An 18025-nucleotide genomic window follows, 5' to 3' on the forward strand; every position below is an offset into this window, starting at 1 on the left:
ATGTCTGAGACAACTGGTGCCAGCTACGCAGCGGCGGGCGTCGACATCGAGGCGGGCGACCGCGCCGTCGAGCTGATGAAGGAGTGGGTGAAGAAGACCCGGCGCCCCGAGGTGCTGGGCGGCCTCGGCGGCTTCGCCGGCCTCTTCGACGCCTCCGCCCTCAAGCGCTACGAGCGGCCCCTGCTGGCCTCCGCCACGGACGGCGTGGGCACCAAGGTGGACATCGCCCGCCGCATGGGCGTCTACGACACCATCGGCCACGACCTGGTCGCCATGGTGATGGACGACATCGTGGTGTGCGGCGCCGAGCCGCTGTTCATGACCGACTACATCTGCGTCGGCAAGGTCCACCCCGAGCGCGTCGCCGCCATCGTCAAGGGCATCGCGGAGGGCTGTGTGCTGGCCGGGTGCGCCCTGGTCGGCGGTGAGACGGCCGAACACCCGGGTCTGCTCGGCGAGGACGACTTCGACGTCGCGGGCGCCGGTACGGGCGTCGTGGAGGCCGACCGGCTGCTCGGCGCGGACCGTATCCGCGAGGGTGACGCCGTGATCGCGATGGCGTCCTCCGGTCTTCACTCGAACGGGTACTCCCTGGTCCGCCACGTCCTGCTGAACACGGCGGGTCTGGCCCTGGAGTCGGAGGTGGCCGAGCTGGGCCGCACCCTCGGCGAGGAGCTGCTGGAGCCCACCAAGATCTACTCGCTGGACTGTCTGGCCCTGACGCGCACCGCCGAGGTGCACGCCTTCAGCCACATCACCGGCGGCGGGCTCGCGGCCAACCTGGCCCGGGTCATCCCGGACGGGCTGCACGCCGTGGTCGACCGCGCCACCTGGACCCCGGGTGCGATCTTCGACCTGGTCGGCCGGACCGGGGACGTGGCTCGCCTGGAGCTGGAGAAGACGCTCAACATGGGCGTCGGCATGATGGCGATCGTCCCGGCGGAGTCCACCGAGGTGGCCCTCGCGACCCTGGCCGACCGGGGTGTCGACGCCTGGGTGGCCGGCGAGATCACCGAGCGCGGCGACAAGGACAGCGGCGCCGAGCTGGTGGGGGACTACGCGGGCTGACCCCTACGGGGTGGCGCCCGCGGGACCCCCTCGCGGGTAGCACAGAAGCCGGTCGGTGGCTGTGCCACCGACCGGGCTGGTGCTCAGTGCAAGGTCAAGCGCCGCGACGGTGTTGTGAGGGTCCCTCGTCCTCGTCGTCGTCGTCCTCGTAGAGGTCGGCGTAACGGGAGTAAAGGTCGTCCTCGTCATTGTCATCGTCCTCGAACGGCTCGCCGTTCGGCGGCTGGCTCGAAGTTGATGCGCCCAGTTCACTGGCCAGACGTGAAAGGTCAGTCCCACCGCTGTTGTACTTCAGCTGGCGGGCGACCTTTGTCTGCTTGGCCTTGGCCCGGCCGCGCCCCATGGCTCGACCCCCTCGGTGACGGGGCTCGACGGCCCCAGAGTCTGACACGCGTTCATGATCTGGAACGGACTCTCCTTGGAGAGGCCGGTCCGTAGGGCTTCCACGGTACCTGAGCCCGCGCCCATACGGTACGTCGCCCGCAGCACGCGCGTGTGCACAGGACCTTCGAGGCGCCCCGTCCTCGCTGGTCAGTGGCGATTTTAACCACTTATCGGGGAACGACCCGCCGGTGGAAGTGAGAGTTCTCTCTAAGTTGCCGCCGACGGGTACCGCTCATTTGTGCGAACGAATCAGTGTCCGGTGTGTCCCGCGCGCGCCTCGGCCATCCGCTGCTCGGCGATCCGGTCGGCCGCCGCGGCCGGCGGAATCCCGTCTTCCTTCGCACGTGCGAATATGGCCAGCGTGGTGTCGAAGATCTTCGACGCCTTCGCCTTGCACCGCTCGAAGTCGAAGCCGTGCAGCTCGTCGGCCACCTGGATGACCCCGCCCGCGTTCACCACGTAGTCCGGCGCGTAGAGGATCCCGCGGTCGGCGAGGTCCTTCTCCACGCCCGGGTGGGCGAGCTGGTTGTTGGCGGCACCGCACACCACCTTCGCGGTGAGCACCGGCACCGTCTCGTCGTTCAGGGCGCCACCGAGCGCGCACGGCGCGTAGATGTCCAGGCCCTCGACGCGGATCAGCGCGTCGGTGTCGGCGACCGCCGTCACGCCCTCGTACTGGTCGAGGATCCGCTGCACGGCGTCCGGGCGGACGTCCGTGATCACGACCTCGGCACCCTCGTCGAGGAGGTGGCGCACCAGGTGGTGGCCGACCTTGCCGACACCGGCGACACCGACCTTGCGGCCGCGCAGCACGGGGTCGCCCCACAGGTGCTGGGCGCAGGCGCGCATGCTCTGGTAGACGCCGAACGAGGTGAGCACCGAGGAGTCGCCGGCGCCGCCGTTCTCGGGCGAGCGGCCGGTGGTCCAGCGGCACTCGCGGGCGATCACGTCCATGTCGGCCACATAGGTGCCGACGTCGCAGGCGGTGACGTAGCGCCCGCCGAGGGAGGCCACCATCCGGCCGTACGCGAGCAGCAGTTCCTCGGTCTTGTCCCGCTCCGGGTCACCGATGATCACGGCCTTGCCGCCGCCGTGGTCCAGGCCGGCCATGGCGTTCTTGTACGACATCCCGCGCGCGAGGTTGAGGGCGTCGGCGACGGCCTCGGCCTCGGTGGCGTACGGGTAGAAGCGGGTGCCGCCGAGGGCCGGGCCCAGAGCGGTGGAGTGGAGGGCGATCACGGCCTTGAGGCCGGTGGCGCGGTCCTGGCAGAGCACGACCTGTTCATGGCCCCCCTGCTCCGAGTGGAACAGGGTGTGCAGGACATCGACAGGCGCGCCGGTTACGTCGGTCACTGTGGTGACTCCTGTGTACTAGCGGCGAGTGGGGAGCAGCTCCCGTATGGGTGGCGGGTGCTGGTGGCATGAGCGTAGAGCCTCCGCCCGACCACCGTCCGCGCAGTGTTCAGGATCACTCGCACGGGCCCGCCGCGGTCGCCTGACCGTGGCACGATTTGCAGTGTTTCGAGCCGGGTCCGATGGGGAGGGAGCAGGCGTGCCGAAGGTGTCCTCCGTGGTCGTCCCCTATGCCGCCTATCTGCGCGTGTACGAGCCGCTGGGCGCCTTCCCGGAGCCGGAGCGCGACCACTGGGCGCGTTACGCCCGCCGCGCCGAGCGCCCCTCCTACCAGGACGAACTGCGGCGCTCGCTGGCGGACTTGGTGCCCACGCCGCCGGTCGCGGTGCCCGTGCAGGAGAGCGGCGACGCCTTCGTCCTGGAGGTCGACGGGGTCGTGTGCGTGTGCCCCTGGCGGACCCGGCTGCGCGGCTGGCAGGCGCTGGAGGACCTGGGCGACGAGCTGCCCCCGCCGGTGCTGGACGCGGTGCTGCCCCCGGTGGTGCGCCGGCAGGCGGCGCTGGACTACGAGCGCTGGCTCGCCCGCAACCCCGACGCGCGCCCCTGGATCCGCACGGCGACCTGGCAGGTGCCGCTGAACTGGTTCGTGCTGGTCGCGGACGAGGAACGGCGGTACGACAAGGGGACCGCCGAGGTGTCCCCGGTGCTGCGCTACCGCACCCCCATGGTGCAGGCCCGGCGCCGGGTGGCGCGGGCGCTGCGCACGCTGCGGGAGACCGTGGCGGAGGGGCCGCTGACCGACGGACTGTTGGACGTCGGCCGCTGGCTGGAGGAGTTCCACCCGCGCTCCCTGGTCGAGCTGGACTACGGCGGCCTGGTGCACGTCCTGCCGGCGGGCGAGCTGGAGGACGACCACTCGGCGGCGGACGTGGCCGCGGGCATCGACGCGCTGCGCCGGGGCGACGGGGAAGCGGCCGGAGAGGCGTACGCGCGGCTCGTGGAGCGGTGGCGTGCGGTGCGGGACCGGCGTTCGGCGAACTGACGTTTCAACAGAAACACGCAAAACGTGACCTGCGCCACAGCTGAGAGGGCGTTGGACGGCGTACGGTCAAGCGCACTTCACCCAGCTGACGAGATGTCGGTCCCGATCCGGGCGTTTGTGTCCAGAATGGCCGAAGGGTGATGGACCGCACGTACAGGGCCCCTTGCGCCTCTTCCCCCTCCTCGTGCCAAAATAGGACAAGGAGTCCGGGGAGGGCTCCTTCCGTCCAAGTGTGGTGCACTATGGGCGGAATCTCAGCATTGCACGCTTTGGGGGGTCTGATGCCTCCTGATCGCCCTGTGACTGATCGTCACAGTGGCGTGACTGTCCGCTATGGCATGGTCCATCGGCTTCCGTCGCTGATGAACACCTGGGAGGGCAATTCCATCGGTTTGGCCGACCGGGCTGGACAGATGGTGTAGTTGTAGTGCCGAGGACAAGCCGTTCGTCCTATAACCGACTCGACTCGCGTCCGCCATTTCGGGCAACGCGGGTCAAGGTGCAGAATTTAGAGGAAAGAACCGAGAAGGTTCGGTTCTCCCGAGGAGGCCGCTCATGACCGCTCGCACCCCTGATGCCGAGCCGCTGCTGACCCCGGCTGAGGTCGCCACCATGTTCCGCGTCGACCCCAAGACGGTCACGCGGTGGGCGAAGGCCGGCAAGCTCACGTCGATCCGCACGCTCGGCGGGCACCGCCGTTACCGCGAGGCCGAGGTCCGCGCCCTGCTCGCGGGCATCCCGCAGCAGCGCAGCGAGGCCTGACCGAGCAGGCGGAACAACTGAAAACAGGGCGAACCGGCAGGCCCCCCAACCCGCCGAGCCGCCCGAAACCCTAGCTCCAAGCGACGCGGGACCTGCCCCAACAGGCCCCACGCCCGGGCCGAAGAACACGTTGTAGGCAAGCGACACAGGGTGCGTCGTCGATCGCGCTGGACTCCGCCGAGTCCAGCGCGATCTGTTTTGTGCGCTGGTCGGGGGCGGGGCGGGGGCTCCGTGCGGGTGCCGGAGGGGCGCCTCGGGAAGCAGTGCAATTGCACATATTAAATTGACCGATTGTAGGGCGGGTGTAAGTACCGCCGATCTCAAAACTCATACGGTGACACCCGTCACATTGCGGGCCACTTGTTGCCTCGGGCATCCGTGCGCTAATGGAAGCGCCGCTTCCAGTCTCCCCTGTGCGCACGGGAGTTGGGGCCGTCCTGCGTCATGTCGCGGAAGGCCGCTCGTCCTTGTCCCGGGGCCTCGGCCCCGAGTCCATCGCCAGCCGCAGCAGGCGGTGGCAGACGGGACAGTGACGGGTGAGGTGGCGGTACGACGACGCGGCCGCGAGGTGTGCCCTCAGCAGTGCCCGTGTCTCATGCCTGACCGATGCCCCCATCGCCCACCTCCCGAACCCGGGTGCTGTCATCTGGGTACCGAGGGAAGGCGCAGCAGTCAAGGGTGCCGGACACGCCTCGGGAACGACGAAAGGCCCCCTCACGAGGGGGCCTTTCGCTATGCGGTCCTGACGGGATTTGAACCCGCGGCCTCCACCTTGACAGGGTGGCGAGCACTCCAAACTGCTCCACAGGACCAGATGTCGCCGCGCTCCGCTTGCTGCGTTGCGCTGCGAGAAGGACTGTACAGGAGGTGAGGCCGCCAGGTCGAACTCACCTCCTGTGACCGTCCGGTCACGGCGCGGCGGCGTCGATCGCCTTCACGATCCGCTTGTCGGAGATCGGGTACGCCGTGCCCAGCGCGTGGGCGAAATAGCTGACCCGCAGCTCCTCCAGCATCCAGCGGATGTCCAGGACCTGCTGCGGCACGGGCCGCCCCTGCGGGAGCTGCTCCAGCAGCCAGGCGTACTCGTCCTGCATCTCGTGGACCTTCTCCATGCGGGTGGTGTCCCGCTGGACGTTCGTCGGCATCTGCTGGAGCCGCCGGTCCACGGCCACCAGGTACCGCATCAGGTCGGGCAGCCGCCGTATCCCCGCCCAGGTGACGAAGCCCGGCTTCACCAGGGCGTCCAGCTGCTTGCGGACGTCCGTGAGGTTGGCGAGCAGCGCGGGGCTCCGTACGGCCTTCAGACGCCGCTCACAGGCCCCCCAGGCGGCCAGCACCTGCTGGACCTGGCCGACCGTGCGCACCGTGGTGTCCACGATCTCCGCGCGCACCCTGTCGTACAGCTTCCGGTACGACTCCTCGTCCCACGCCGGCCCCCCGAAGTCCGCGATCAGCTTGTCGGCCGCGGCCATCGCGCAGTCGTCGAACAGGGCCTGGATGGAGCCGTGCGGGTTCGCGGACAGCCCCAGCTTCTGCTGGTTGCTGAGCTTCTCGGACGCGAACTTGGCGGGGTTCACCGGGATGTTGCGCAGGATCAGCCGCCGGGTGCCCTTCCACATGGCCTCCGCCTGCTCGGCCTCCGTGTCGAAGAGCCGTACGGAGACCGTGTCGCCGTCGTCCACCAGCGCCGGGTACGCCTTGACCGGCTGGCCGGCCCGCCGCGTCTCGAAGACCCGGCTCAGCCGGCCGATCGTCCAGTCGGTCAGGCCCGTGCGTTCCAGCGCGGGGCCGCCCTCGCGGGACGCGGTCGCGGCGGCGGCCTGGGAGAGGGCCTTGCGCGCCTTCGGCTTCAGCCGGAGCTTCAGTGCCTCCAGGTCCTTGTCCTCGGCCAGCTTGCGGCGCCGCTCGTCGACGATCCGGAAGGTGATCCGCAGGTGGTCGGGGACCTTGGACCAGTCGAAGTCCTCCGCCTCGAAGGGCACGCCGACCATCCGCTTGAGCTCACGGGCCATCGTCACGGTCAGCGGTTCCTGGAGCGGGACCGCCTTCTCCAGGAAGGCCTTCGCGTAGTTCGGCGCGGGCACGTAGTTGCGCCGCACCGGCTTGGGCAGCGAGCGGATCAGCTCCGTGACGACCTCTTCCCGCAGGCCCGGGATCTGCCAGTCGAAGCCCTCGTCGGTGACCTGGTTGAGGACCTGGAGCGGGATGTGCACGGTCACGCCGTCGGCGTCCGCGCCCGGCTCGAACTGGTAGGTGACCCGGAACTTCAGGGCGCCCTGCCGCCAGGAGTCCGGGTAGTCGGCCTTGGTGACCGCCTCCGCCGACTCCCGGATCAGCATCTCCCGCTCGAAGTCCAGGTAGTCGGGCTGCTCGTGCCGCTTGTGCTTCCACCAGGAGTCGAAGTGGGCGCCGGAGACGACGTGTTCGGGCACCCGCTGGTCGTAGAAGTCGTACAGCGTCTCGTCGTCGACCACGATGTCCCGGCGCCGCGCCCGGTGCTCCAGCTCCTCGACCTCGCTGAGGAGCTTGCGGTTGTCGGCGAAGAACTTGTGGTGGGTGCGCCAGTCGCCCTCCACCAGCGCGTTGCGGATGAACAGCTCGCGGGAGACCTCGGGGTCGATGCGGCCGTAGTTCACCTTGCGCTGGGCGACGATCGGCACGCCGTACAGCGTGACCTTCTCGTACGCCAACACGGCCGCCTGGTCCTTCTCCCAGTGCGGTTCGCTGTACGTGCGCTTCAGCAGGTGCCCGGCGAGCGGTTCGACCCACTCGGGTTCGATCTTCGCGTTGACCCGCGCCCACAGCCGGCTGGTCTCCACCAGCTCGGCCGACATCACGAACTTGGGCTGCTTCCGGAACAGCGCCGAGCCCGGGAAGATCGCGAACTTGGCGTTGCGGGCGCCCAGGTACTCGTTCTTGTTGCCCTCGCGCACGTCCTTCATCCCGACGTGCGAGAGCAGGCCGGCGAGCAGGGAGACGTGCACGCGGTCGGCGGGGGCGTCCTTCTCGTCGAGGTGGATGCCCATCTGCTTGGCGACCGTGCGCAGCTGGGTGTAGATGTCCTGCCACTCGCGGATGCGCAGGAAGTTCAGGTACTCCTGCTTGCACATCCGCCGGAACGAGCTGGAGCCGCGTTCCTTCTGCTGTTCGCGGATGTAGCGCCACAGGTTCAGGTAGGCGAGGAAATCGCTGGTCTCGTCCTTGAAGCGGGCGTGCTGCTGGTCGGCCTGGGCCTGCTTGTCGGCCGGGCGCTCGCGCGGGTCCTGGATGGACAGCGCGGCCGCGATCACCATGACCTCGCGGACACAGCCGTTCTTGTCCGCCTCCAGCACCATCCGGGCCAGACGCGGGTCCACGGGCAGCTGGGCCAGCTTGCGGCCGGTGTCGGTGAGCCGCTTGCGCGGGTCCTTCTCGGCGGGGTCGATCGCGCCGAGCTCCTGGAGCAGCTGCACGCCGTCGCGGATGTTGCGGTGGTCCGGCGGGTCGATGAAGGGGAACTTCTCGATGTCGCCGAGCCCGGCCGCGGTCATCTGGAGGATGACGGAGGCCAGGTTGGTGCGCAGGATCTCCGCGTCGGTGAACTCCGGCCGGGCGAGGAAGTCGTCCTCGCTGTACAGCCGGATGCAGATGCCGTCGGAGGTACGGCCGCAGCGGCCCTTGCGCTGGTTGGCGCTGGCCTGGGAGACCGGTTCGATGGGCAGCCGCTGCACCTTGGTGCGATGGCTGTAGCGGCTGATCCGGGCGAAGCCGGGGTCGATGACGTACTTGATGCCCGGGACGGTGAGGGAGGTCTCGGCGACGTTCGTGGCCAGCACGATCCGGCGCCCGGTGTGCGGCTGGAAGACCCGGTGCTGCTCGGCGTGCGACAGCCGGGCGTACAGCGGCAGCACTTCGGTGAACCGGTACTTCTTCTTCTCCAGCGCGTCCGCCGTGTCGCGGATCTCCCGCTCGCCGGAGAGGAAGACGAGGATGTCGCCCTTGCCCTCGGCCTGAAGCTCCTCGACCGCGTCGCAGATCGCGGTGATCTGGTCCCGGTCGGCGTCCTCGGAGTCCGCCTCCAGCAGCGGCCGGTAGCGCACCTCGACCGGGTAGGTCCGGCCGCTGACCTCGATGATCGGGGCGTCACCGAAGTGCCGGGAGAAGCGCTCGGGGTCGATCGTCGCCGAGGTGATGACGACCTTGAGGTCCGGCCGCTTGGGCAGCAGCTGGGCGAGGTAGCCCAGCAGGAAGTCGATGTTGAGGGACCGCTCGTGGGCCTCGTCGATGATGATCGTGTCGTAGGCGCGCAGCTCGCGGTCGGTCTGGATCTCGGCGAGCAGGATGCCGTCGGTCATCAGCTTGATGAAGGTGGCGTCCGGGTTCACCTGGTCGGTGAAGCGCACCTTCCAGCCGACGGCCTCGCCGAGCGGCGTCCGCAGCTCCTCCGCGACCCGCTCGGCGACGGTGCGGGCGGCGATCCGGCGGGGCTGGGTGTGCCCGATCATGCCGCGCACGCCACGGCCGAGTTCGAGACAGATCTTGGGGATCTGGGTCGTCTTGCCGGACCCGGTCTCACCGGCCACGATGACGACCTGATGATCGCGGATGGCCGCCGCGATCTCGTCCTTCTTCTGGCTGACGGGCAGCTGTTCGGGGTAGCTGACGGCCGGCACGCGCACGCGCCGCTCGGCCATCCGGCCCGCTGCCTTGTCGATCTCGCCCTCGATCTCGGCGAGAACGGCGGCGCGGGCCTCCGGCTTACGGATCTTGCGCGCGCCCTCGAGCCGCCGCCCGATCCGGTGCGCGTCGCGCAGCGACAGCTCGGTCAGGCGGGGGGCGAGGGTGCCGAGGGCGGGGGCTGGATGCGTAGACATACGCGATCCAGGATCTCACCTCGGCCGAAACAGAGGCGACCGAATTGACGCCGGACGGAGCGGAGGGGCCCCGGACGGCGGGCCGGGCGCGTGCGACCCGCGCCCCGCGATGAACGGGCGACCCCCATGGCGAGATGTCAAAGTTCCCCTATGTCCGATTCGCGCTGGACGGCATTCAAACGGTCCCCGTTCCTTCCCGCCACGGTCCTGCTCCTGCTCATCTCCGCCGCGGCCGGCCTCTTCGCCGGCTCCTACACCTACGCGATGGCGAACCCGACCCCGCACAGCATCCCCGCGGCGGTGACCGGCGCCTACGACCAGCCGCCGGCCCGCCGCTTCATCGCGGGCATGGAGCAGGCCCTCTCCGCCTCGCTGAAGATGCACCCGTACGACAGCCGGGCGGCGGCGGTGCGGGCGGTGGAGCAGCAGCGCGTCTTCGCGGTGGTGGACGCCCCCGCGCACGGCGGGCCGATCACGCTGAACGTGTCGGCGGCGTCCGGCGCGACCGTCGCGCAGGTGCTCGGTCAGGCGGCGGCGAGCGTGAGCAGGGCCACCGGCACACCGGTGGTGCTGCGCGATCTCAAGCCGCTCCAGCAGGGCGACCCGCGCGGGCTGGCGATCTTCTACATCTCGCTCGCGGCCGTGGTGATCGGCTTCATCGGGGCGATCCAGCTCAGCGTGCACGCGAGGGCGCTGAACCCGCTGGAGCGCATCGCGTTCACCGCCGCCTACGCCCTGCTCGGCGGGTTCACGATCGCGGCGGTGGTGGACTGGTGGCTGCACGCGCTGCGGCTGCCGTTCATGGAGTCGTGGCTGATCCTCGCGCTGACCATGTTCACGTCCGGCATGGTCTTCACGATGTTCAACACCCTGTTCGGGAGGTGGGCGATGCTGCCCACCTGGGGCCTGATGGTGCTGCTGGGCAATCCGTCGTCCGGCGGTGCGGTGTCCTGGCCCCTGCTGCCGTCGCCGCTGGGCACGATCGGCCGCTGGCTGCCGCCCGGCGCCTCGGTGAACGCCCAGCACACCGCGGTGTACTTCCGGGGCGACCAGCACGCCTTCCCGTTCCTGGTGCTGGCGGGCTGGTCGGTCCTCGGCTGCGCGGTCTTCCTGATCTGGCGCCACCGCCACCCGGGCGGCCGCCCGCCGGAACCGGCCTAGGAGAGGGGTTCGACCGGCGCGGCAGGACTGGGTACGGCGGGGGCGGGGGTCGTGGGCACCGGGGCGGCCTGCTGGACCGGCGCGCTCCCCAGGGCCATGGACCGCGCGGTGTTGGAGACGGCCTTGATCCCGAGATAGGCGGTGGTCATGCTGCTGACCGCGGTGAACGCGGCGGTGAGGATGCCGACGATCACCGAGGTGTCCCCGTGCAACCGCCAGACCCCGACGACCGCCACCACGACGATCGCGACGTTGCTGACGCTCACCGCCAGCAGCCCGTACTTGGCCTTGTCCTGCTCCAGCTCGACCTCGGTACCGCTCATGGTCCCCCCGACCGTGTAGTGCGACGCCGCCATACGAAGAAGGCCCCGTTCGTCGAACGGGGCCTTCTGGCTGTGGCTGGGGCCGGGGTCGAACCGGCGACCTTCCGCTTTTCAGGCGGACGCTCGTACCAACTGAGCTACCCAGCCACGAGGTTTCACGTGAAACCTCAGCGGTCCTGACGGGATTTGAACCCGCGGCCTCCACCTTGACAGGGTGGCGAGCACTCCAAACTGCTCCACAGGACCAAGCTGTTTGTGTGCAACAGTGTCGCACACGGTTCTGCGTGCCCCCAACGGGATTCGAACCCGTGCTACCGCCTTGAAAGGGCGGCGTCCTAGGCCGCTAGACGATGAGGGCTATCGGCCCGCCTGGGCGCTTCGCAGCGCGTCGGGGACGTGAGAAGCATATGGGATGGCGAGGGGGATCGCCAAAACGGTTTACGGACGGGCGGGCGCGGTCGTCCCCGAAGGCGTCGCTCCGGGGCTCGCACCGGGGTGGTTGTCGTCGGCCAGATGGCGGCTGACCTCGGCCGTCGTCAGACCGAGACCGCCCAGCTGGATCGCGTCCCACGCCTGGAGCCGGTGGGTGTCGCGGTCGAAGTAGAGCACCGAGGCCTCGATCGGCGCCGGGTACTTCCCCTCCACCGCGCGCAGCCCGCTGCCCCCGGTCGAGCCCTCCATCCGCAGCCGCGTCCCGTACGGCAGCTTCTCGTACCCCTCGTGGTGCAGATGCCCGCACAGCACCAGCGGCACCTCCCCGTCCGTCTCCCGCGCCGCCGCCGGCTCGTGCGCGATCGCCACGTCCACCGGCGTGCCCGCCGCCCGCTGCGAGCGCAGGGCGCTGGCCAGCCGGTCGCCCGCCAGCCGCTCGGCCGCGTCCCCGCCCGGCACCACCGCGCGGTCCGGGGTGAACTGCGGATCGCCCGTCCCCGCGAAGCGCAGCCCGCCCGCGGTCACCGCGTGCCCGTCGTCCAGCACGCGCACGTTCTTCATGCGCTCCAGATAACCCTGGGTGGTCCGGGAGTCGTGGTTGCCCCGCACCCAGACGTACGGCACGCCGAGGTCCGCGACCGGGTCCAGGAAGCCGTTCTCCGCCGCCGTGCCGTGGTCCATCGTGTCGCCGGAGTCCACGATCACGTTCACCTTGTACTGCTTCACCAGCGAGGCGATGATCTTCCAGCTCGCCGGGTTGAGGTGGATGTCCGACACGTGCAGGACCCGGATGGTGGAGGGGTCCGGCTGGTAGGCGGGCAGGGTGGAGGTGACGTCGTAGAGCTTGGTCACGTTCGTCACCAGGCGCGCCAACTCCTTCTGGTAGACGTCGAATCCCGTGACGATGCTGCGCGCGTTGCCGATCACCGACGGCGCCGAGGACAGCAGCCCGGAGAACCTCGGCTCCATCACCGACTTCGGGTTCCAGGTGGCGTACGCCGACACGCCCGAGGCGGCCAGCAGCGTCAGGGCCAGCCCGCCGGCCGCGAGCGCGCGCCGCGGACGCCGGTAGACGGCGAGCCCGAGGAGCCCGGCACCGGCGACCACCGCCACACCGGAGCGCACGGCGAGGTCGAGCGTGCCGTGCTCGACGTCGTGCACCACCTCGCCCTGGAGCCCGGAGAACCGCTCCGGGTGGTCGACCAGTTCCTGCGAGCGCAGCGGGTCCAGCTGGTCGACGTTCACGTCCAGGCGCACCGGTGCCACATGGCTGTCCAGGGTGAGCGCGCCCAGCGGGGACACGTTGATCTTCGTGCCGCCGGACAGGGACGGGCGCAGCGCCATCGTGGTGTTCATCGGGCCGACCGGGGTCCGTACGTTGCCGACGACCAGCAGTCCCAGCCAGGCGCCGACCAGCACGACTCCGGTGAGGCCGAGGGCACCGAGCCACGGCCGGGGGCGGGCGGCGAGTTCCAGATCGGGGAGCGGGCGGTGACGGCGGCGGAAGCGGGCTGCGAAGGGGACGCGGACCATTGGTCCCGTATGCCCATGTGCGGGGGCGGATATGCCGGGGCCCGCCGCCCTCGTACGGCCCTTCGGGCCCTCCTGTGCCGGACAATGGCCCTGTGCTGGAGATGACGCGCGAGGAGTTCGAGGAACTGGTCGCCGAGGCGCTCGACCGGATCCCCCCGGAGCTGACGCGGCTCATGGACAACGTGGCCGTCTTCGTGGAGGACGAACCGCCCGCCGGCGACCCCGATCTGCTCGGCCTGTACGAGGGCACCCCGCTGACCGAACGGGGCGAGTGGTACGCCGGGGTGCTGCCGGACCGGATCACGGTCTACCGGGTGCCGACGCTGCGGATGTGCGACACGCGCGAGGACGTCGTCGCGGAGACCGAGGTGACCGTGGTGCACGAGATCGCCCACCACTTCGGCATCGACGACGCCCGGCTGCACGCGCTCGGCTACGGCTGACCGGCCCGGCCGGCCGCGGAGTTGATGCGTACGCGGCGCGTGTCCTCCTGCGGGTGGCGGGAGTTGGGGAGGTTGACTCCTTTCCTTTCCCGGAGGTGGCCGCCGTGCGCCCCTTGTACGTACCTGCCCGACTGGTCGTCACGGCGCTGGCCGTCTCGCTCGCCGCCGGCTGCGTGAGCGTGGCCGACCCGGGCGGCCGGACCACCCCCTCGCGCCCGGCCGGACGGTCCGGCGGCCCCGCCGCGGCCGTGGTCGGCGGCCCGGCGGCGGACGGGCTGGCCGGCCCCGGACGCGTCGAGACGGAGGGCGACGGCAAGCAGGGGCACGGCGGCCGGCACAAGCCGGGGGAGCCGGCCTCGGCGTCGGCCGGCGCGTCCGGCGCCGACAGCGCCCCCGCCCCTTCCGCGAAGCCCCGCAAGAGCCCCGGGGCCCCGCAGGCGCCGACCGGGGGCCAGCCGACCCCGGGGCCCACCTCCGCCCCGCCCGAGCCGCCGGCCACCACCCCGCCCCCGCCCGACACGGAGCCGCCCTCGGCCGAGCCGTCCTCGTCGGCGCACGAGGACCCGGGCCCGCAGCTCGTCCAGCGCGAGCCCGCGCCCCGGCCGGCCGCGCGGGCGCGGGTGTGACCCGACGCACACGCATACGGACCGTCCGGAGCGGGGATCGGTTTGCCTTCGGGGGGAGTAGGTGCGTATGGTGGTAGATCGTTTGATCCCATTTGCCCGGCGCCACCACAGAGCGCGCCGTGTGGCGCGTACTCTCCTTTGCCGTGGCGGACCGCATTGAGGCGGTCGTGTGCGAATCACGGAGTTGACGGGCGCGTGCCGACGAGACTCCGGAAGGTTTCGCATTCGCATGTCCGTGTCCAGTTTTGACCAGATCGTCGTGTCCGAGAACGAAAACGAACTCGTGGACGAGACGACCGAGGCCACTGAGACCCAGGCCCCCGAGGCCCCCCAGACCACCTTCGCCGACCTCGGCCTCCCCGAGGGCATCGTGCGCAAGCTCGCGCAGAACGGCGTGACGACCCCCTTCCCGATCCAGGCCGCGTCCATCCCGGACGCCCTGGCCGGCAAGGACATCCTCGGCCGTGGCCGCACCGGCTCCGGCAAGACCCTCTCCTTCGGTCTGCCCACCCTGGCCACGCTGGCCGGCGGCCGCACCGAGAAGAAGCGCCCCCGCGCGGTCATCCTCACCCCGACCCGTGAGCTGGCCATGCAGGTCGCCGACGCGCTTCAGCCGTACGGCGACGTCCTCGGCCTGAAGATGAAGGTCGTCTGCGGCGGCACCTCGATGGGCAACCAGATCTACGCCCTGGAGCGCGGCGTCGACGTCCTCGTCGCCACCCCGGGCCGGCTGCGCGACATCATCAACCGCGGCGCCTGCTCCCTGGAGGACGTGCGGATCGCCGTCCTGGACGAGGCCGACCAGATGTCCGACCTGGGCTTCCTGCCCGAGGTCACCGAGCTGCTCGACCAGGTCCCGGCCGGCGGTCAGCGCATGCTCTTCTCCGCCACCATGGAGAACGAGATCCAGACCCTCGTCGACCGCTACCTGACCGAGCCCGTCTCCCACGAGGTGGACGCGGCCCAGGGCGCGGTGACGACCATGTCCCACCACATCCTCATCGTGAAGCCCAAGGACAAGGCGCCGGTCACCGCCGCGATCGCCTCCCGCAAGGGCCGCACGATCATCTTCGTCCGCACCCAGCTGGGCGCCGACCGCGTCGCCGAGCAGCTGCGCGACGCCGGTGTGAAGGCCGACGCGCTGCACGGCGGCATGACCCAGGGCGCCCGCACCCGGACCCTGGCCGACTTCAAGGACGGTTACGTCAACGTCCTGGTCGCCACCGACGTCGCCGCCCGCGGCATCCACGTCGACGGCATCGACCTGGTGCTGAACGTCGACCCGGCCGGCGACCACAAGGACTACCTGCACCGCGCGGGCCGTACCGCGCGTGCGGGCCGCACCGGCACCGTCGTCTCGCTGTCCCTGCCGCACCAGCGGCGCCAGATCTTCCGTCTGATGGAGGACGCGGGCGTCGACGCGGCCCGGCACATCATCCAGGGCGGCGCCGCCTTCGACCCGGAGGTCGCCGAGATCACCGGCGCCCGCTCCATGACCGAGGTGCAGGCCGAGTCCGCCGGCAACGCCGCGCAGCAGGCCGAGCGCGAGGTCGTCCAGCTGACCAAGCAGCTGGAGCGCGCCCAGCGCCGCGCGACCGAGCTGCGCGAGGAGGCCGACCGCCTGGTGGCCCGGGTCGCCCGCGAGCGCGGCGAGGACCCGGAGACCGCGGTGGCCGAGGCGCAGGCATCGGCGGCCGAGGAACTGGCCGTGGCCGAGGAGCCGGCGGCGCAGCAGGCCGAGCGCGAGGAGCGTCCGGCGGCTTCGGCGCCGTACGAGCGCCGGGAGCGGCGCGGCTACGACCGTGACCGCGGCGAGCGGGGCTTCGAGCGCCGTGACGACCGCCGGGACGACCGTGGCGGCCGTTCCTTCGAGCGTCGTGACGACCGCCGTCCGTTCGGTGACCGCGACCGTGACCGTGACCGTCGTGACGACCGTGGTGGCCGTTCCTTCGAGCGTCGTGACGACCGCCGTCCGTTCGGTGACCGCGACCGTGACCGTCGTGACGACCGTGGTGGCCGTTCCTTCGAGCGTCGTGACGACCGCCGGGACGACCGTGGCGGCCGTTCCTTCGAGCGTCGCGACGACCGCCGTCCGTTCGGTGACCGCGACCGTGACCGTCGTGACGACCGCGGCGGCCGCTCCTTCGAGCGCCGTGACGACCGTGGCGGCTTCCGCCGCGACGACCGCGGCGGCCACCGGGGCAGCGACCGTCCCTTCAACCGCGACCGCCGCGACGACCGTCCGGGCTTCCGCTCCGGTGGTCACGACCGCCCCTACGGCCGTCGTGACGACCACCGCGGCACCGGCTCCTCCTTCGGCCGCCGTGACGACAAGCCGCGCTGGAAGCGCAACGGCTGACCTCGGCTCCGTATCTCCCGGAAGGGCCCGCACGACACGGTCGTGCGGGCCCTTCCGCATGCCGCCTCCGAGTGACGCATGTCACGCGGGCCACGGGGGAATTGCTGGGGGCATGACAGATGAAGACGCGACAGCGGGTGTGCCGTCGGACGAGGAACGGCTGGCCCAGCTCGGTTACACGCAGGTCCTCGCCCGCCGGATGTCGGCGTTCGCCAACTACGCGGTGTCCTTCACGATCATCTCGGTCCTGTCCGGCTGTCTGACCCTGTACTCCTTCGGCATGACCACGGGCGGCCCCGCCGTGATCACCTGGGGCTGGGTCGCGGTCGGTCTGATGACGCTGCTCGTGGGTCTGTCGATGGCCGAGATCTGCTCGGCGTACCCGACCTCGGCCGGCCTGTACTTCTGGGCCCACCGGCTGGCGCCGCCCCGCTCGGCGGCGGCCTGGGCGTGGTTCACGGGCTGGTTCAACGTGCTGGGCCAGGTCGCGGTCACCGCGGGCATCGACTTCGGCGCGGCCTCCTTCCTCGGGGCCTATCTGAACCTCCAGTTCGGCTTCGAGGTCACCCGCGGCCGCACCGTCCTGCTCTTCGCCGCGATCCTGCTGCTGCACGGCCTGCTGAACACCTTCGGCGTGCGGATCGTCGCCGTCCTGAACAGCGTGAGCGTGTGGTGGCACGTGCTCGGGGTGGTCGTCATCGTGGGCGCGCTGGCCGCCGTACCCGACCATCACCGCTCGGCGGGCTTCGTCTTCACGCACTTCGTCAACGAGACCGGCTGGGGCAGCGGCGCCTACGTCGTCCTCCTCGGCCTCCTGATGGCCCAGTACACCTTCACCGGCTACGACGCCTCCGCCCATATGACCGAGGAGACGCACGACGCGGCCACGGCGGGCCCGAAGGGCATCGTGCGCTCCATCTGGACGTCCTGGATCGCGGGCTTCGTCCTGCTGCTCGGCTTCACCTTCGCCATCCAGTCGTACGACAAGGAGCTGGCGTCCCCCACCGGCGCCCCGCCGGCCCAGATCCTCCTGGACGCGCTCGGCGCCACCTCCGGCAAGCTGCTGCTCCTGGTGGTCATCGGCGCCCAGCTCTTCTGCGGGATGGCCTCCGTCACCGCCAACAGCCGGATGATCTACGCCTTCTCGCGCGACGGCGCGCTGCCGTTCTCCCGCGTCTGGCACACGGTCAGCCCGCGCACCCGCACCCCCGTCGCGGCGGTCTGGCTGGCCGCGCTGGCCGCCCTGGCCCTCGGCCTGCCCTACCTGATCAATTCGACGGCGTACGCGGCGGTGACGTCCATCGCGGTGATCGGGCTCTACATCGCGTACGTCGTGCCGACCTTCCTGCGGGTCCGCAAGGGCGCGGCGTTCGAGCGGGGGCCGTGGCACCTGGGCCGCTGGTCGGGGCCGATCGGAGTGATCTCGGTGCTGTGGGTCGTGGCGATCACGGTCCTCTTCATGCTCCCGCAGGTCTCCCCCGTCACCTGGAAGACCTTCAACTACGCCCCCGTCGCCGTCCTCGTCGTCCTCGGCTTCGCCGCCACCTGGTGGCTCGCCTCGGCCCGCCACTGGTTCCTCGGCACCACCCGCGCCCCCGCGTCCGACCCCGTCGAAAAGTAGCCATCCGCCGCCACGACGCGGCCGGGTCCCCGATACCCGATCGGAGACCCGGCCCTCTGCGGCTA

The 18025-nt window shown here is 70.7% G+C and carries 14 protein-coding genes and 4 tRNA genes; 8 read left to right on the forward strand and 10 right to left on the reverse strand.

What is annotated here, in order from left to right; genetic code table 11:
- Complete coding sequence (gene purM, locus BLW85_RS20680; protein ID WP_070028677.1) at positions 1 to 1068, forward strand: phosphoribosylformylglycinamidine cyclo-ligase; 1068 nt, start codon at positions 1 to 3, stop codon at positions 1066 to 1068.
- Positions 1069 to 1162: 94 nt separating this feature from the next.
- Here purM and BLW85_RS20685 read toward each other — a convergent pair whose 3' ends face one another.
- Positions 1163 to 1411 (reverse strand): DUF3073 domain-containing protein, encoded by a 249-nt coding sequence (locus tag BLW85_RS20685; protein WP_070028678.1) that lies wholly within the window; start codon positions 1409 to 1411, stop codon positions 1163 to 1165.
- 290 nt (positions 1412 to 1701) lie between these two features.
- Positions 1702 to 2805: a Leu/Phe/Val dehydrogenase gene (locus BLW85_RS20690; RefSeq protein ID WP_070028679.1), complete on the reverse strand. Its 1104-nt coding sequence runs from the start codon at positions 2803 to 2805 to the stop codon at positions 1702 to 1704.
- A 199-nt stretch (positions 2806 to 3004) separates the two neighbouring features.
- On the opposite strand from BLW85_RS20690, the gene BLW85_RS20695 reads away from it, so the two are divergent.
- The gene (locus BLW85_RS20695; RefSeq protein WP_070028680.1) at positions 3005 to 3847 is read left to right on the forward strand and encodes a DUF8083 family protein; all 843 of its coding nucleotides are present in this window, start codon (positions 3005 to 3007) and stop codon (positions 3845 to 3847) included.
- A gap of 555 nt (positions 3848 to 4402) precedes the next feature.
- On the forward strand, positions 4403 to 4609 hold the full coding sequence (gene bldC, locus BLW85_RS20700) for a developmental transcriptional regulator BldC (protein WP_003949541.1): 207 nt from the start codon (positions 4403 to 4405) through the stop codon (positions 4607 to 4609).
- Between the two features lie 442 nt (positions 4610 to 5051).
- On the opposite strand, the gene BLW85_RS40210 is transcribed toward bldC, so the two are convergent.
- From BLW85_RS40210 to hrpA, 3 genes are all read right to left on the reverse strand, one after another.
- Positions 5052 to 5225 carry a DUF6274 family protein gene (locus BLW85_RS40210; RefSeq protein ID WP_239697929.1) on the reverse strand — a complete coding sequence of 58 codons (174 nt, stop codon included), beginning with the start codon at positions 5223 to 5225 and terminating at the stop codon, positions 5052 to 5054.
- Positions 5226 to 5346: 121 nt separating this feature from the next.
- Positions 5347 to 5421: transfer RNA gene (locus tag BLW85_RS20705), tRNA-Asp, on the reverse strand.
- 96 nt (positions 5422 to 5517) lie between these two features.
- On the reverse strand, positions 5518 to 9462 hold the full coding sequence (gene hrpA / locus BLW85_RS20710; RefSeq protein ID WP_074992814.1) for an ATP-dependent RNA helicase HrpA: 3945 nt from the start codon (positions 9460 to 9462) through the stop codon (positions 5518 to 5520).
- A gap of 126 nt (positions 9463 to 9588) precedes the next feature.
- Here hrpA and BLW85_RS20715 point away from each other — a divergent pair, with 126 nt between their 5' ends.
- Positions 9589 to 10623 carry a hypothetical protein gene (locus tag BLW85_RS20715; protein WP_074992815.1) on the forward strand — a complete coding sequence of 345 codons (1035 nt, stop codon included), beginning with the start codon at positions 9589 to 9591 and terminating at the stop codon, positions 10621 to 10623.
- On the opposite strand, the gene BLW85_RS20720 is transcribed toward BLW85_RS20715, so the two are convergent.
- The 5 genes from BLW85_RS20720 to BLW85_RS20740 all read right to left on the reverse strand — a co-directional run bounded on the left by BLW85_RS20720 (position 10620) and on the right by BLW85_RS20740 (position 12911).
- Positions 10620 to 10946 (reverse strand): hypothetical protein, encoded by a 327-nt coding sequence (locus BLW85_RS20720; RefSeq protein ID WP_244174892.1) that lies wholly within the window; start codon positions 10944 to 10946, stop codon positions 10620 to 10622. The genes BLW85_RS20715 and BLW85_RS20720 overlap by 4 nt on opposite strands.
- Before the next feature lie 73 nt (positions 10947 to 11019).
- Positions 11020 to 11093 (reverse strand) — tRNA-Phe (locus BLW85_RS20725).
- A 24-nt stretch (positions 11094 to 11117) separates the two neighbouring features.
- Positions 11118 to 11192 (reverse strand) — tRNA-Asp (locus BLW85_RS20730).
- Between the two features lie 39 nt (positions 11193 to 11231).
- Positions 11232 to 11304: transfer RNA gene (locus BLW85_RS20735), tRNA-Glu, on the reverse strand.
- Between the two features lie 80 nt (positions 11305 to 11384).
- Positions 11385 to 12911 carry a metallophosphoesterase family protein gene (locus BLW85_RS20740; protein ID WP_074992816.1) on the reverse strand — a complete coding sequence of 509 codons (1527 nt, stop codon included), beginning with the start codon at positions 12909 to 12911 and terminating at the stop codon, positions 11385 to 11387.
- Between the two features lie 92 nt (positions 12912 to 13003).
- On the opposite strand from BLW85_RS20740, the gene BLW85_RS20745 reads away from it, so the two are divergent.
- The 4 genes from BLW85_RS20745 (at position 13004) to BLW85_RS20760 (ending at position 17960) form a co-directional block, all read left to right on the forward strand.
- Positions 13004 to 13354, forward strand: coding sequence for a metallopeptidase family protein (locus BLW85_RS20745; RefSeq protein WP_070028684.1), 351 nt, complete (start codon positions 13004 to 13006; stop codon positions 13352 to 13354).
- 104 nt (positions 13355 to 13458) lie between these two features.
- On the forward strand, positions 13459 to 13980 hold the full coding sequence (locus BLW85_RS20750; RefSeq protein WP_074996146.1) for a hypothetical protein: 522 nt from the start codon (positions 13459 to 13461) through the stop codon (positions 13978 to 13980).
- Positions 13981 to 14209: 229 nt separating this feature from the next.
- Complete coding sequence (locus BLW85_RS20755; protein ID WP_074992817.1) at positions 14210 to 16339, forward strand: DEAD/DEAH box helicase; 2130 nt, start codon at positions 14210 to 14212, stop codon at positions 16337 to 16339.
- Positions 16340 to 16451: 112 nt separating this feature from the next.
- Complete coding sequence (locus BLW85_RS20760) at positions 16452 to 17960, forward strand: amino acid permease (RefSeq protein ID WP_074992818.1); 1509 nt, start codon at positions 16452 to 16454, stop codon at positions 17958 to 17960.
- Positions 17961 to 18025 lie beyond the last annotated feature (65 nt).

It is taken from the genome of Streptomyces misionensis, from assembly GCF_900104815.1.
Lineage (GTDB): Bacteria > Actinomycetota > Actinomycetes > Streptomycetales > Streptomycetaceae > Streptomyces > Streptomyces misionensis.